This is a genomic window from Variovorax sp. R-27 (genome assembly GCF_049913215.1).
Lineage (GTDB): Bacteria > Pseudomonadota > Gammaproteobacteria > Burkholderiales > Burkholderiaceae_C > Variovorax.
The window spans coordinates 6,719,516-6,733,679 of the sequence record NZ_CP183984.1 but is presented as its reverse complement, the minus strand read 5'-3'; the positions used below and the strand labels follow the sequence as shown (position 1 = coordinate 6,733,679).

The following is a 14,164-nucleotide window of genomic DNA, read 5'->3' as shown; positions in this document are numbered from 1 at the left end:
CCAGCTGAGGGTGAAACGTAAAATTGAAACCATGAACGAAACCATTCAGGTCGGTGTAGTGATGGGCTCGAACTCCGATTGGGAGACGATGCGCAACGCGGTCGAGATTCTCCAGCAATTCGGAATCAGTCACGAAGCAAAGGTGGTCTCGGCCCACCGGATGCCCGATGCGCTCTTCGCGTACGCCGAAAGCGCCGCCGGGCGCGGGCTCACCGCGATCATCGCGGGCGCGGGCGGCGCGGCCCATCTGCCGGGCATGCTGGCCTCCAAGACCACGGTGCCGGTGCTGGGCGTGCCGGTGGCCAGCCGCCACCTGCAGGGCGTCGATTCGCTCTACAGCATCGTGCAGATGCCCAAGGGCGTGCCGGTGGCCACTTTTGCTATCGGCAATGCGGGCGCGGCCAACGCGGCGCTGTTCGCGGTGGCAATGCTGGCGGTGAACGACCCGGCGCTGCGCGCGAAGCTCGATGCCTTCCGCACGGCGCAGACCGCCGCCGCCGAGGCCATGACGCTGCCGCCGGCTCCTGCCGGCGGTGTTGGAGAAGTGCCCCCCGTGTCCCCTTTCTCGCCGCAAGGCGGAGGTGCCCTGTGAGCAACAGCAAGAACGGTGACCTGCCCATCCTCCCGGGCGCCACGCTCGGCGTGCTCGGCGGCGGCCAGCTGGGGCGCATGTTCGCCCATGCGGCCCAGCGCATGGGCTACTTCACGGCGGTGCTCGATCCCGACACCGACAGCCCCGCCGGCCGCGTGAGCCACCACCACATCCACACCGACTACGACGACGTCGACGGCCTCGCCCGCCTCGCCGGCCTGGCCGATGCGGTGACGACCGAGTTCGAGAACGTGCCAGCGCCCTCGCTGGAGCACCTTGCGGTCGCGCGGCCGGTGTCGCCCGGCGCCTCGGCCATCGCCATCGCGCAGGACCGCATCGCCGAGAAAGCGCATTTCACCCGCTGCGGCGTGCCCTGCGCGCCCTACGCGGTCATCGAGACCGCGGCGCAGCTCGCCGCCGTTGAAGACAGCCTGCTGCCCGGCATCCTGAAGACCGCGCGGCTGGGCTACGACGGAAAGGGCCAGCAGCGCGTGAAGACGCGCGCCGAGCTGGTTGACGCCTGGCAGGCCACGGGCTGCGTGCCCTGCGTGCTCGAGAAGATGCTGCCGCTGGAGTTCGAATGCTCGGTCATCCTCGCGCGCAGCCGCGACGGGCAGATCGTGCACTTTCCGCCGCAGCGCAACCTGCACCGCGACGGCATCCTGGCTGTCACCGAGGTGCATCCGCAGAACATGCCGAAGACGGTGGCGCAGGGCGCGGTCAATTCGGCGAAGAGCATCGCCAACGGCCTGGGCTATGTGGGCGTGCTGTGCGTCGAGTTCTTCGCGCTGGCCGACGGCTCGCTGGTCGTCAACGAGATGGCGCCGCGCCCGCACAACAGCGGCCACTACACGATGGAAGCCTGCGACGTGTCGCAGTTCGAGCTGCAGGTGCGCACGCTCGCCGGCCTGCCGCTGGCCGCGCCGCGCCAGCACAGCCCCGCGATCATGCTCAACCTGCTGGGCGACCTGTGGTTCACCGCCGAGGGCGGCGACAAGCCGGTTTCGCCGCGCTGGAGCGAGGTGCTCGCGCTGCCGGGCGTGCATCTGCACCTCTACGGAAAGATCGACCCGCGGCGCGGCCGCAAGATGGGCCACCTCACGCTCACCGGCGCCACGCTCGAAGCCGTGCGTGCCACCGCCTCGCAGGCCGCGCTGCTGCTGGGCCTGCCGGCGGTGACCACCGCCGATCTCGCATGATCCTCGACGGCCGCTCCCCCGAGTCCATTGCCGAAGCCGCGCGCGTGCTTCGCGCGGGCGGGCTGGTGGCCTTTCCGACCGAGACTGTCTACGGCCTGGGGGCCGACGCGAGCAGCGACATGGCCGTGGCCGGCATCTTCAAGGCCAAGGGGCGGCCCGCCGATCACCCGCTGATCGTCCACGTGGCGGCCGGCATCAAGGGCACCGAGTCGCTGTCGCGCTTCGCGCAGCCGCTGCCGCTCTTCGCGCAGAAACTCGTGCAGGCCTTCTGGCCCGGGCCGCTCACGCTGATCGTCACGCGCCAGCCCGGCGTGGGCGCGGCGGCGGCCGGCGGGCAGGACACCATCGGCCTGCGCTGCCCCTCGCATCCCGTGGCGCAGGCGCTGCTCGAAGCCTGCGCCCAGCAGGGTGTGCCCGGCCTTGCGGGGCCCAGCGCCAACCGCTTCGGCCGCGTCAGCCCGACCACGGCGCAGCACGTGCACGACGAGTTCGGCGACGCGCTGCTGGTGGTCGACGGCGGAGCCTGCGAGGTCGGTATCGAGTCGACCATCGTCGACTGCAGCCGCGGCGCCCCCGTGCTGCTGCGGCCCGGCCTGATCACGCGTGCGCAGATCGAGGCCGCCTGCGGCGAGAAGCTCAGCGATCGCGAAGTGCTCGAAACACCCGACCCGCGCGCCTCGGGCACGCTGGAGGCGCACTACGCCCCGGACGCCAAGGTGCGGCTGATGGACGCCAAGGCGATCCAGACCGGCCTCGACGTGCTGGGCGCGAATGCCGCGCACATCGCCGTGTGGTCGCGCACCGTGGTGCGCAGCCGCTCGCAGCGCGTGCTGCAGCGGCGCATGCCCGACGACGCGGCGGCCAGTGCGCAGCAACTCTTCGCGGTGCTGCGCGAGTTCGATGCGCAGGGCGTCAAGCTGATCTGGGTCGAGATGCCGCCCGACACGCCCGATTGGGAAGGCGTGCGGGATCGCTTGCAGCGCGCGTCGGCGGCCTGATCAGCCCCCAGCGGCGAGCACGCCCTGGAAGAAGCCGCGGGCGGAGGCCAGGCAGAACGGCGGCGCCAGCGTGCCGTGGTACGCCAGCGTGACCGCCTGCGCCTTGTCAGATGCGCTGCCTGACGTGTTCTGCGCCAGCAGGGCCTTGGCCTGCGCGAAGCCGGCACGGGCCGTCGAGTAGGCGTCGATCGCGGCCGAATCTTCCAGATCGACCACCGCCAGCGCGGTGGCCGGCACGCCCTTGGCGCGGAAGTAGCCTGACGTGGCGCGGGTGCTCACGAAGTTCACCGTCGGATCGTTGGCGCCGCCGCACATCAGCATCGGGCGGGTCGGCGTCCAGTTGCGCAGGTCGTTGGCGAGCGCCGCCTTGCGGAAGCCCGTGGACGGCTTGCAGTCCAGCGGCGATGCCGTGCTCAGCGACGCCGACGTGGCCGGCAGCGCGTTGCCGGGGCAGGGCGTGGCCTGGATGTCGCCGGCGGCCTGCGTCAGGAAGCTCTGCTTGATGAGGTTGTTGGCGCCGTAGAAGATCGACAGCGAGGGGCTCACCGGCCCCGGCGTGGCGTTCGCCGGGAACAGCGCCAGCTGCGGCAGCTTGCCGCTGGAGAACAGCGTGCCGGGCGAGGTGCTCGGCAGCAGGGTGTCGATGCCGTTGGCGTACTGCGCTTCATACACGTCGCTGGTGGAGCTGTAGACGTTGCCGAACTGCTGCTGCCAGCTGGTCGACAGCAGCGGCACGAACAGCGTGGCGCCCAGCGCCGGCCAGCCCTGGTAGGTGTAGTCCGTCAGCAGGCTGATGGCCGAGGGTGCCGACAGTGGCGCCGACGCCGTCACCGTCTTGCCCGTGGCCTGCATCTCGCGGTGCGCCGCCATTGCCACGTAGCCGCCCTGCGAGTAGCCGGTGATGAACAGCGAGCCGGCGTCGTTCGCGCCGATGCCCGAGAAGGTCTTGCGCGCGGCGGTGAGCGCGTCGACCATGTCCTTGCCCTGCTGGTCGCCGTTGAGATACGGGTGGTAGGGCAGGGTCGACTTGTCGTAGCCCGCGTAATTGGGCGCCACCACGATGTAGCCCTGCGCCGCGAACATGGCGGCGACCATCAGGCCCTCGCCGGCAGCCGCCTGCGTGCTGTCGGTCCACTTGGCCAGGTTGTAGGCCTTGGCGGCGGTGGTGCCGTGGGCATAGAGCACCACCGGACGCTGGCCGCCGCAGGCCACGTCGGAGCCGGTGGGCACCATGATCGCGGCGGTGGCGTTGGTGGCCTCGCTCTTCGCGCCGATGGTGCGGTATTCGAGGTAGCGCAGGTCGATGCCGCACTTGGGTGTGCCCGCCACCTGCAGCAGCGCCTTGCCCTGGTCGCTGGCCTGCAGGCTGGCGGTGAACTGGTCGGCGGTCAGCTTCGCCGTCTGCTCGGGCGGGTTGGTGACCACCGAGCCCCGGCCGTCGTCGGCGGCGGGCGGCGGAACGCCCACCCCGATGCCGATACCCCCGCCACCACCACCGCCTCCGCAGGCGGCGAGCAGCAACAAGGTTGCGCCTGCGAGCGCCGTCAGGGCTGCTGTCTTGCGCATCGGGACGGACGAATGGGGGTGGGGCTTTGTCAAGGCATGTCTCCTGCGTTGGTTTTGTACGGAAAAGAACGACCGTCCGATTCTGTGCAGGGGCATGCCCGCGCGCAAGCGGGCGTTTGCCCTCAGAAGATTTCAGTACACGGCCGCTGGCCGTGCGCCTTGTCGAGCCGTCGGCCTCAGTTGTCCTGCGAGGCCCAGTCGACCAGCGCGTCGAACGCCGCGCGCGCCGCGCCCGCGTTCTCGCCGTTGGCAATGGCCACCAGCACGTAGCGGCGCCCGCTTGCGCCGTCCACGTAGCCGGCCACGCCGGATGCGTCGCGCAGGGTGCCCGTCTTCAGATGGGCCGAGCCGCCGGAGCGCAGCGTGCGCTTCTTCAGCGTGCCGTCCACGCCCATGGCCGGCAGCGAGGACATCAGCTCCGGCATCACCGGCGAGCGCCACGCCACCTGCAGCATCTTGCCGAGCGCGGCCGCGCTGATGCGCTCGTCGCGCGACAGGCCAGAGCCGTTCTCGAACACCGGCTGCGCCTCGCCCGTGCCGATGCGCTCGCGCCACCACTGGCCCAGCGCTGAGCGCGAGGCCTCGAAGGTGCCGCGGTTCTTCTGCGTGAGCCCGATCGTGAGGAACAACTGCTGCGCCATCACGTTGTTGCTGTACTTGTTGATGTCGCGGATCACCTCGGCCAGCGGCGGCGATTCGAACTCGAAGGCCGGCTTCAGCCCCGCCGGCACGCGCCCCTCGCGCATTTGCCCGCCCACGCGCCCGCCCATCTCGGCCCACATGCCGCCGATGGCGCGCATGGCGTAGGTGCGCGGATCGCCGTAGGCCACGGCCCAGCTCTTCTCGCCGCAGCCGGCCGGGAAGCCGCCGTTGAAGCGGATGCGGTTCACGTCGCTGAAGTCGGTGCGCAGCGCGGCGCGCCAGTCGCCGCATTCGCCGGGCACGATCGCCACGGTTGGCGGCATGGCCACGCTCGCCAGCGGGGGCTCGTAGCTCACCCGCGCGATCTGGCCGGCGCGGTCGGGCGCGAAAGTCATGTTGACCGACTTGAAGTTCACCAGCAGCGCGTCGGGCGAGGCGTTGTAGGGGCGCAGCGGCTCGCCGTCGAAGGCGCCCGGGTCGCCCTCTACCGTGGTCTCGAAGGCGCTGCGGTCGATGACGATGTCGCCGCTCACCGTGGTGATGCCCAGCCCTTGCACGTGGCGCAGCAGCAGCCATACGCGCTCCAGCACCAGCTTGGGGTCGCCCTGGCCCTTGATGTAGAGATTGCCGTTGAGCACGCCGTTGTTCACCGTGCCTTCGACGTAGACCGGCGTGGTCCAGCTGTAGGCCGCGCCGAGCAGGTCAAGCGCGGCGTAGGTGGTGACCAGCTTCATGATCGACGCCGGGTTCACCGGCGCCTGCGTGCGCCAGGCCAGGCGCGGCTGGCGCGTGCCGTCGGCCTCGGCCACCAGCATGGTCACGGACTCGCGCGGCACCTTGGCGCGGGCGAGGGCGGCATCGACCTGGGTCGGGAGTGCTTGCTGGGCGAAGGCGCCAGCCGGGGCCAGCAAGGAGAGAGTCAGTGCGCAGGCCGCGCGGCGGAAGGCAAGAGGCATGCGGCGATTATCCCGGCGCAAACACATGCAGCTTCGCGTGATACAGCAGCATCACCGTCTTGGCGTCGGCGATGCGGCCGTCGGCCACCATGGCCAGCGCCTCGTCGATGGCCAGCTCCAGCACCTCGATGTCCTCGCCCTCCTCGGCCAGCCCGCCGCCCGCGCCGATGCGCATCGAGGGCTCGTAGGGCGCGACGAAGAAATGCAGCTTCTCGGTGACGGAGCCCGGGCTCATGAAGCTCTCGAAGATCTTCTGCACCGTGCCGAGCCGGTAGCCGAGTTCTTCCTCGACCTCGGCGCGGATGCGCTCCTCGGGCTCCGCGTCGTCGAGCAGGCCGGCCGCGGCCTCGATCAGCAGGTCGTCGTGGCCGTTGACGAAGGCCGGGTAGCGGAACTGGCGCGTCAGCAGCACGGTGCGCTGCGCGAGGTTGTAGGGCAGCAGGGTGGCGCCGTTGCCGCGGTCGTAGGTTTCGCGGTGCATGCGCTGCCATTGGCCGTCGTTGCGCCGCCAGTCGAAGGCGGTGGTGCGCAGCGTGTACCAGTTGTCGGAAAGCAGGGTGACTTCGTGCACCCGGACGCGGTCGTGGATGGTCATGGCGGCGAGCATATGTGCGAATTCGTGCAAAAACAAGAAAAAACGTGCAATAAACGGCGCGCACCGATACCATCGGCCGATGCTCACCAGCCAGCGCAAGCAACACATCCTCTCGGTCCTGCGACGTGACGGCAACGTCGTCGCGAAGTCGCTCAGCGAAGAACTCGGCCTGTCGGAAGACACCATCCGCCGCGACCTGCGCGAGCTGGCCGCCGAAGGCCTGTTGCAGCGCGTGCACGGCGGCGCGCTGCCGGTCGCGGCGGCCGAGGCCGACTTCGCGGGGCGCCAGCAACTGGCTCCTGATGAAAAGGTGGCCATCGGCCGCGCCGCTGCGCGCCTCGTGAAGCCGGGACAGGTGGTATTCATCGATGGCGGCACCACGGCCGTGCAGCTTGCGCGCCACCTGCCGGCGAATCTGCAGGCCACCGTGGTCACGCACAGTCCGTCGGTGGCCATCGAGCTGGTGGCGCATGCCGGCATCGAGGTGGTGCTGATCGGCGGGCGCCTCTTCAAGCACTCGGTGGTGGCGGTCGGCTCGGCGGCGATGGCGGCCATTGCGCGCATCCATGCCGACACGTATTTCATGGGCGTTACCGGCGTGCACGCCGAAGCAGGGCTGACCACGGGCGACCTGGAAGAGGCCGAGATCAAGCGCGCGCTGATGGCGTCGGCGGCCGAGACGGTCGTGCTGGGCTCGTCGGAAAAGCTCGGCGCAGCGTCGGCCTGGGTGGTGAACCCGGTGACCTCGGCCACCAGCCTGCTGGTATCGCCGGACGCTCCTGCCAAGGCGCTGGCGCCGCTGCGCAAGGCGGGGCTGGCCATTTTGCGCAGCGATAACGGCGCGTGACCCTGGGGATTGGCCGCCCCTCGATAATCGGCGGATGCCCCTCGCCCTGCCCAAGCTGCTCGCCTTCGACACCAGCACCGAGCACCTGTCCGTGGCCGTGCTTCACGGCGACAGGCTGCTCGCGCACAACGGCGTTGGCGGCGCGCAGGCCTCGACCACCCTGCTCCCGCTGATCCAGCAACTGCTGGGCGACGCCGGGCTGGCGCTGTCCGAGCTCGACGCCATCGTCTTCGGCCGCGGCCCCGGTTCGTTCACCGGGCTGCGCACCGCCTGCTCGGTGGCACAGGGACTGGCCTTCGGCGCCAAGGTGCCGCTGCTGCCGGTCGACACGCTGCTCGCCGTGGCCGAAGAAGCGCGCCATGCCTTCGGTGCCCAACAGGTGGTGGCCGTGCTGGACGCCCGCATGGACCAGATCTATGCCGCTCGCTACGACTTCGCGGCCAACGGCCCGCTGGGTGGCGACGACGAGCCCCTGCTGCTGTCGCCCGAAGACCTCGAAGTGCCCGCCGGCTGGGCGCTCGCCGGCAATGCCTTCGCCGCCTACGGCCTTCGCCTGGCCCCGCCCGCCATCCGTCACGAGGCGCTGCCGACCGCCACCGCCATGCTGCGGCTGGCCCCCGCGCTGCTCGCGGCCGGGCGCACAGTGCCGGCCGCGCAGGCCTGGCCGCTCTATGTTCGGGATAAAGTGGCGCAAACCACCGAAGAGCGCGCCGCCATCAAGGCGGCCGCAGCCGCCGCCAACTGACCCGCATGAGCGCCGTCCTCCAGCCCGTCGAAGCCCGCCTCGAACCGCTCACCGTCGAGCGGATCGATGCTGTCTGCGCGGTCGAGCAGACGGCCTACAGCCACCCCTGGACGCGCGCCAACTTCACCGATTCCATGGCCGTGGGCTACCACTGCCAGTGCCTGCTGGCGCCCGGCGTGGCACCGGGTGTGAGCTCGCCGGTCACGGAGCTGGGCGAAACGCTGATCGGCTACTTCGTCGCCATGAAGGGCGTCGACGAAGTGCACCTGCTGAACATCACCGTGGCGCCGGCCTTCCAGCGCCAGGGCTGGGCGCCGCTCATGCTCGAGGCGCTGGGCGGCTGGGCGCGCGGCGAGGGCGCGCAGTGGCTGTGGCTCGAAGTGCGCCAGAGCAACCAGCGCGCGCTCGACATCTACATGCGCCAGGGCTTTCGCAGCGTCGGCGTGCGCAAGGGCTACTACCCGGCGCACGACGGCAAGCGCGAGGACGCCGTCGTCATGAGCCTGCGTTTGAACGAATCAGGCTCCGCCTGGGGAGCCTTGCGATGAGTGCGGTACAGACATTGAAGCTCGACGCGCGCCAGCGCGCGATGCTCGACGAGATGGGCGTGAAGGTCTGGTGGCCCGTGCCCGAGGCGGTGGAAGTGGCGGTGCCTGAGACGGCTGCTGTTGCCGAAGAAGAGGTGGCCGTGGCCGAGGAACGCGTGCAGGTCGAAGCACCCGTTGCCGCGCCAGCACCAGCCGCCCGGCCTGCTGCGGCACCAGCACCGGCTGCCCGCCCGGCGGCTGCGCCGATGTCCCAGGGCGCTGCCGTGCTGGTCGAGGCGCCTTGCCGTCTCTATGCCGACGCCGGCGCGGCGGAATCCACGCAGGGCGGCTGGCTGGTCGTGGCCGACATGCCGCCCGAAGCCGACGGCCGCCACGGCGAGCCCTTCGAGGGCGACGCCGGCCGCCTGCTCGACAACATGCTGCGCGCCCTGAAGCTGCACGACGGCCATACGCCAGTGCACCTCATGCGCACCCACCGCGGCGTGGCCGCCGGCCAGCCCGGCAGCCCGCGCGCAATCGATGAGGCCTTCGACGAGCACGCCGCCGCGCTCGCCCCCCGCATCGTGCTGGCGATGGGCCCGCTGGCGGCGCAGAGCCTGATGCGCAGCGGCGACCCGCTGGGCAAGCTGCGCGGCCGCGTCGTGCCACTGGATTCCGTCGGTGGCGCGGCGGTGGTGGCGACCTACCACCCCGCGTATTTGCTGCGCAACCCCGCCGACAAGGCACGCGCCTGGGCCGACCTCTGCCTGGCCGCCGAGCAGCACACGCCCGCGCCCAACTGAGGGCCGAAAGCGGGCCGCCTAAAATCAGGCCCCATGACTTTCCTCGACAAGCTGGCCGCCGCACAGCAAAAAAACGGTTCCTTGCTCTGCGTGGGGCTCGATCCGGAGCCAGCCAGATTCCCGGGGCAATTCAAGGGCGACGCCAGCCGCATCTATGACTTCTGCGCGCGCATCGTCGACGCGACGGCCGACCTGGTCATCGCCTTCAAGCCGCAGATCGCCTACTTCGCGGCCCACCGTGCCGAAGCCCAGCTCGAACAGCTGATGGAGCACATGCGCCGCAACGCGCCCCACGTTCCCACGATCCTCGACGCCAAGCGCGGCGACATCGGCTCCACCGCCGAGCAATACGCCCTGGAAGCCTTCGAGCGCTACGGTGCCGACGCGGTGACGCTGTCGCCCTTCATGGGCTTCGATTCGGTCGCGCCATACCTCAAGCACGAGGGCAAGGGCGCCTTCCTGCTGTGCCGCACCAGCAACCCTGGCGGGTCCGACCTGCAGGGGCAGCGGCTGGCGGATGTAGCGGGGCAGCCCTTTTTGTACGAACACGTCGCCAGGCTGGCGCAGGGGCCGTGGAACCTGAACGGCCAGCTCGGCCTGGTGGTGGGAGCGACCTACCCCGCCGAAATCGAGCGCGTGCGCGAGCTCGCGCCGACGGTGCCGCTGCTGATTCCGGGCGTCGGCGCACAGGGCGGCGATGCTGTAGCCACGGTACGCGCCGGCTGGCGTGCCGATGCGCCGATCGTCGTGAACTCGTCGCGAGCGATCATTTATGCGTCGTCGGGCGACGACTTTGCCGAAGCGGCAAAAATTGCCGCGCGTACCATGCGCGACACCCTGGAAGCCGCCAAGCCCTGATCGGCCCCGGGTTCAGCCCCGGCGCAGGCGGGTGAAGAGCTCGAATTCCCAGTTGCGCATGCCCAGCAGCAGCGTGTAGCCCTCGCGGTCCTTGGCCGACAACTTCTGGTCCGTCTGGTGCTGCTGCGCGAAGTCCTGCGCCACGCGCTGCAGGCGCTCCAGGAAGGCCGGCGCCAGCGAGCGGCTGATCGAGCCGTGCACCAGCAGCAGGCCCTCGGCCGGGCCGTCGAAGCCGCCGCGGTAGTAGTCGAGCACCACGTTCTCGCGAAAGAACTCCATCACCGGGCCGTGCGGCCGCCAACGGAAGGTCTTGGCGAGCTTCAGGCGATACCGGTTGAGCGGGCGCAGTTCGATGATGCCGATGCGGTCCAGCTGCGCCAGGCAGCCGATGCACTCGGCCTCGCTCACGCGGTAGGCCGCCACGATCTGCTCCAGCGTCCACTGGCTCAGCACGCTGATGGCCACCAGCAGCAGCTTCTTGTCCTTGACCACGGCCTTCTCCTGCTCGTGCGTCAGCTCCTTCAGCAGCGGCTGGGCGTCGGCCACGCGGCGCGCCAGCTCGGCGAAATCGATCTTCAGCGCCCGGCAGATGGCGTCCACCCGCGACAGCGGCATGTCGCTCTTGGCCAGCATCCGCTTGACGCTGGATTCGGCCATGTCGAGCGACCGCGCCAGGTCGGCGTAGGTCATGCGGGCGCTCTTGAGTTCGTTCTTGAGGGCTTGGACGAGATCGACGGTGGTGCTCATGGGGCGGAAGCGTACACGGGCGCCGGCAAGTATCGATTGAAGATACCGTCAGGTGTGAATTAGTGCCACGTATCGATTCTCGATGCCTGTGGAGCGGCCTGCCACTAAATTCCGCGGCTCGTACAGACCACCCACCGAGGACCGCCATGCTCTTGCCCTCTCTCAGCCGCCGCGAACGCGGGTTGCTTTTCACCTTCGTGCTGCTCGCGCTGATCGCCTTCTTCGGGCCCGAGCTGCCGGCCGCCGAAGTCGCCATCGCCTCGGTGTTTGCCGACGACCGCGCCTGGCACGGCCTGCCCAACGCCATGGACGTGCTGAGCAACATCCCCTTCGTGGTGATCGGCCTGTGGGGCCTGTACCGGCTCAACCGCATCGACCGCTCGCACCAGGAGGCGCTGTCGCAATTCCCCCTGGCCCCGCCCGCCAGCGACCCGCCCGACAACACGCTGGACTGCGCCTGGCTCTTCTTCGCCGGCCTGATCGCCACCGCCGCGGGCTCGGCCTTCTTCCACCTCGTGCCCGACGCCCCCCGGCTCGCGGCGGACCGCGCCGGCATGGCGGTGGCCTTCGCAGGCTTGATCGGGGTGGCGGTCTGCGAGCGGGTGAGCCAGCGCGCCGGCTGGCCCGCCGCCTGGTTCGTGCTGACGGCCGGCCTGCTCTCGGCCGAGGTGTTCCAGGAAACCGGCAACGTCATGCCCTGGGCGCTGGTGCAGTTCGGCGGCATGGCGCTGGTGGTGACGCTGGCGCTGGCCACGCCGATGCGCAAGTCGGTCGGGCTGAAGCTGGGCTGGGTCATCTTCTTCTACGTGCTGGCCAAGGCTTTCGAGCTGGCCGACCACCAGATCTACGAATTCACGCGGCACACGGTTTCGGGCCATACGCTGAAGCACCTGACGGCCTCGCTCGCCGGGCTGCCCGTGGTGCTTGCGCTCCACAAGCTCGAAATGCGCTGGGAAGCCGCACTACGGCACAATCCGGGCGCCGCCGCCGTGGCCGCCTGAGGAGCACTCTTCGAATGACAAATCCCGCCGCTGCCGCAGCCACACCCGTGGCCCATGAAGCGAACGCCCACGCCAACCAGTTCGCCCTCCTCAAGCAGCGGCGCTTCGCGCCTTTCTTCTGGACCCAGTTCGCCGGCGCGGCGAACGACAACCTCTTCAAGTTCGCCTTCACCGTCATGGTGACCTACCAGCTCCAGCTGAGCTGGATGCCGCCGGCCATGGCGGGGCTGGTGATCGGTGCGCTGTTCATCTTGCCGTTTTTGCTGTTCTCGGCCACGTCCGGCCAGCTCACCGACAAGTTCGACAAGACGAAGATGATCCGCTTCGTCAAGAACCTCGAGATCGTCATCATGCTGATCGCCGCCTGGGGCTTCGTCACGGCCAATGCCGTGGTGCTGCTGGGCTGCGTGTTCCTCATGGGGCTGCATTCCACGCTGTTCGGGCCGGTCAAGTTCGCCTACCTGCCGCAGGTGCTCGACGCGCGCGAACTCACGGGCGGCAACGGCATGGTCGAGATGGGCACCTTCGTCGCCATCCTGCTCGGGCAGGTGGCGGGCGGGTTGCTGGTGGCGATACCGCAGATCGGCCACATGAGCGTGGCCGTGGGCTGCGTGCTGCTGGCGCTGGTCGGGCGGGGCGTGGCGCAGGCCATTCCGAAGGCGCCGGCCACCGATCCGGGGCTGGTCATCAACTGGAACCCCATCAGCGAAACCTGGCGCAACCTGAAGCTCGCGAACGAGAACGTGGTGGTGTTCCGCTCGCTGCTGGGCATTTCGTGGATGTGGTTCTTCGGCGCGGTGTTCCTGAGCCAGTTTCCGAGCTTCGCCAAGGAAGTGCTGCACGGCGACGAGCAGGTCGCCTCGCTGCTGCTGGTGGTGTTCTCGGTGGGCATCGGCGTCGGCTCGCTGCTGTGCGAAACGCTGAGCCGCCGGCAGGTTGAAATCGGCCTGGTGCCGCTGGGAGCCATCGGCATGAGCTTGTTCGCGATCGATTTGTACTTTGCCTCGCGCGGCCTGCCCAAGGTGCCCGAGATGGGCATCGGCGCCTTCGTGCACCAGGGCGCGCACTGGCGCGTGATGGCCGACCTGGCGCTGCTGTCGCTGTTCGCGGGGCTCTACAGCGTGCCGATGTATGCGCTGATCCAGCTGCGCAGCCAGCCCACGCACCGCGCGCGCATCATCGCGGCCAACAACATCCTCAATGCGCTGTTCATGATCGGCAGCTCGGTCATCGCCGGCGCGCTGCTGGGCGCGGGCTTCACCATTCCGCAGATCTTTTTGTTCACCGGCATCGCCAACGCGGTGGTGGCGTTCTACATCTTCATGCTGGTGCCCGAGTACCTGCTGCGCTTCGTGGCCTGGGTGCTGTCGCGCTTCGTCTACCGCTTCGATATCAGGGGCGAGTCGCACATTCCCACCGAGGGCGCGGCCGTGCTGGTGTGCAACCACGTGAGCTTCATCGACGCGGTGCTGCTGATGGCGGCGAGCCCGCGGCCGATCCGCTTCATCATGGACCACCGCATCTTCAAGGTGCCGGTGCTGGGCTGGCTGTTCAGGCTGGCCAAGGCGATCCCCATCGCGCCGCAGAAGGAAGACCCGGCAGCGTACGAAGCGGCCTTTGCCAAGGCGCTGGGCGTGCTGCGCGAGGGTGACCTGCTCGCCATCTTCCCGGAGGGCGCGATCACGCGCGACGGCACGCTGCAGCCCTTCAAGGGCGGCGTGATGAAGATAGTCGAGAGCGCACGCGCCGAAGGCCTGGAGCCGCCGGTGATCCCGATGGCGCTGATCAATCTCTGGGGCTCGTACTTCAGCCGCATCGAGCTGCGCGGCGGCGAACAGGTGGCCATGGCCAAGCCTTTCCGCCGCGGCTTCTTCAGCCGCGTGGGCCTGAACGTCGGCGGCCCCGTGCCGCCGGCCGAGGTGCAGCCCGAGTCGCTGCGCCAGCGCGTGAGCGCCCTGCTGGGCGCCTGAAACACCTCAAAAGTATCGGCTGCAGATACCGGTGGCGCTGAAAGCCGCCACTGGTGCAAGCATTCAAGCCTCGCAGTGCGGGGGCGAACCATCATTCGCTCACCTTCACTACGCCGCG

General features: G+C 69.5%; 14 protein-coding genes. 10 read left to right on the top strand and 4 right to left on the bottom strand.

What is annotated here, in order from left to right:
* Nucleotides 1–31: 31 nt before the first annotated feature.
* From purE to ACN9MV_RS31675, 3 genes are read left to right on the top strand one after another with little or no spacing between them, the layout of a single operon-like run.
* On the top strand, nucleotides 32–592 hold the full coding sequence (purE, locus tag ACN9MV_RS31685) for a 5-(carboxyamino)imidazole ribonucleotide mutase (RefSeq protein WP_093055414.1): 561 nt from the start codon (nucleotides 32–34) through the stop codon (nucleotides 590–592).
* Nucleotides 589–1,791: a 5-(carboxyamino)imidazole ribonucleotide synthase gene (locus tag ACN9MV_RS31680; RefSeq protein ID WP_093055416.1), complete on the top strand. Its 1,203-nt coding sequence runs from the start codon at nucleotides 589–591 to the stop codon at nucleotides 1,789–1,791. The genes purE and ACN9MV_RS31680 overlap by 4 nt, the downstream gene beginning before the upstream one ends.
* Nucleotides 1,788–2,789, top strand: a complete 1,002-nt coding sequence (locus ACN9MV_RS31675) for an L-threonylcarbamoyladenylate synthase (RefSeq protein WP_093076184.1) — start codon at nucleotides 1,788–1,790, stop codon at nucleotides 2,787–2,789. Before ACN9MV_RS31680 ends, ACN9MV_RS31675 begins: the two co-directional genes overlap by 4 nt.
* Here the strand turns inward: ACN9MV_RS31675 and ACN9MV_RS31670 are convergent, their stop codons facing one another.
* From ACN9MV_RS31670 to ACN9MV_RS31660, 3 genes are all read right to left on the bottom strand, one after another.
* On the bottom strand, nucleotides 2,790–4,355 hold the full coding sequence (locus tag ACN9MV_RS31670; RefSeq protein ID WP_093055420.1) for an alpha/beta hydrolase family protein: 1,566 nt from the start codon (nucleotides 4,353–4,355) through the stop codon (nucleotides 2,790–2,792). It abuts the gene before it with no gap.
* 176 nt (nucleotides 4,356–4,531) lie between these two features.
* Nucleotides 4,532–5,953 (bottom strand): D-alanyl-D-alanine carboxypeptidase/D-alanyl-D-alanine endopeptidase, encoded by a 1,422-nt coding sequence (gene dacB, locus ACN9MV_RS31665; protein WP_093174280.1) that lies wholly within the window; start codon nucleotides 5,951–5,953, stop codon nucleotides 4,532–4,534.
* Between the two features lie 7 nt (nucleotides 5,954–5,960).
* Nucleotides 5,961–6,548 (bottom strand): GDP-mannose pyrophosphatase, encoded by a 588-nt coding sequence (locus tag ACN9MV_RS31660; protein ID WP_093076638.1) that lies wholly within the window; start codon nucleotides 6,546–6,548, stop codon nucleotides 5,961–5,963.
* Between the two features lie 79 nt (nucleotides 6,549–6,627).
* Between ACN9MV_RS31660 and ACN9MV_RS31655 the strand changes: the two genes are divergently transcribed.
* The 5 genes from ACN9MV_RS31655 to pyrF are packed head-to-tail and all read left to right on the top strand — an operon-like array spanning nucleotide 6,628 to nucleotide 10,328.
* The gene (locus ACN9MV_RS31655; RefSeq protein WP_426390833.1) at nucleotides 6,628–7,395 is read left to right on the top strand and encodes a DeoR/GlpR family DNA-binding transcription regulator; all 768 of its coding nucleotides are present in this window, start codon (nucleotides 6,628–6,630) and stop codon (nucleotides 7,393–7,395) included.
* Nucleotides 7,396–7,429: 34 nt separating this feature from the next.
* A complete protein-coding gene (tsaB, locus tag ACN9MV_RS31650) occupies nucleotides 7,430–8,140 on the top strand; it encodes a tRNA (adenosine(37)-N6)-threonylcarbamoyltransferase complex dimerization subunit type 1 TsaB (protein ID WP_093055426.1) in 711 nt (236 codons plus the stop codon).
* 5 nt (nucleotides 8,141–8,145) lie between these two features.
* Nucleotides 8,146–8,688, top strand: a complete 543-nt coding sequence (gene rimI, locus ACN9MV_RS31645; protein ID WP_354336689.1) for a ribosomal protein S18-alanine N-acetyltransferase — start codon at nucleotides 8,146–8,148, stop codon at nucleotides 8,686–8,688.
* Nucleotides 8,685–9,470 carry a uracil-DNA glycosylase family protein gene (locus ACN9MV_RS31640; protein ID WP_097197687.1) on the top strand — a complete coding sequence of 262 codons (786 nt, stop codon included), beginning with the start codon at nucleotides 8,685–8,687 and terminating at the stop codon, nucleotides 9,468–9,470. The genes rimI and ACN9MV_RS31640 overlap by 4 nt, the downstream gene beginning before the upstream one ends.
* A 33-nt stretch (nucleotides 9,471–9,503) precedes the next feature.
* Nucleotides 9,504–10,328, top strand: coding sequence for an orotidine-5'-phosphate decarboxylase (pyrF, locus tag ACN9MV_RS31635; protein WP_093076177.1), 825 nt, complete (start codon nucleotides 9,504–9,506; stop codon nucleotides 10,326–10,328).
* A gap of 12 nt (nucleotides 10,329–10,340) precedes the next feature.
* On the opposite strand, the gene ACN9MV_RS31630 is transcribed toward pyrF, so the two are convergent.
* On the bottom strand, nucleotides 10,341–11,075 hold the full coding sequence (locus ACN9MV_RS31630) for a helix-turn-helix domain-containing protein (RefSeq protein WP_093055434.1): 735 nt from the start codon (nucleotides 11,073–11,075) through the stop codon (nucleotides 10,341–10,343).
* A gap of 146 nt (nucleotides 11,076–11,221) precedes the next feature.
* Between ACN9MV_RS31630 and ACN9MV_RS31625 the strand changes: the two genes are divergently transcribed.
* Nucleotides 11,222–12,076, top strand: a complete 855-nt coding sequence (locus ACN9MV_RS31625; protein WP_093055436.1) for a hypothetical protein — start codon at nucleotides 11,222–11,224, stop codon at nucleotides 12,074–12,076.
* A 14-nt stretch (nucleotides 12,077–12,090) separates the two neighbouring features.
* Complete coding sequence (locus ACN9MV_RS31620; RefSeq protein WP_426390832.1) at nucleotides 12,091–14,046, top strand: MFS transporter; 1,956 nt, start codon at nucleotides 12,091–12,093, stop codon at nucleotides 14,044–14,046.
* Nucleotides 14,047–14,164: the final 118 nt, after the last annotated feature.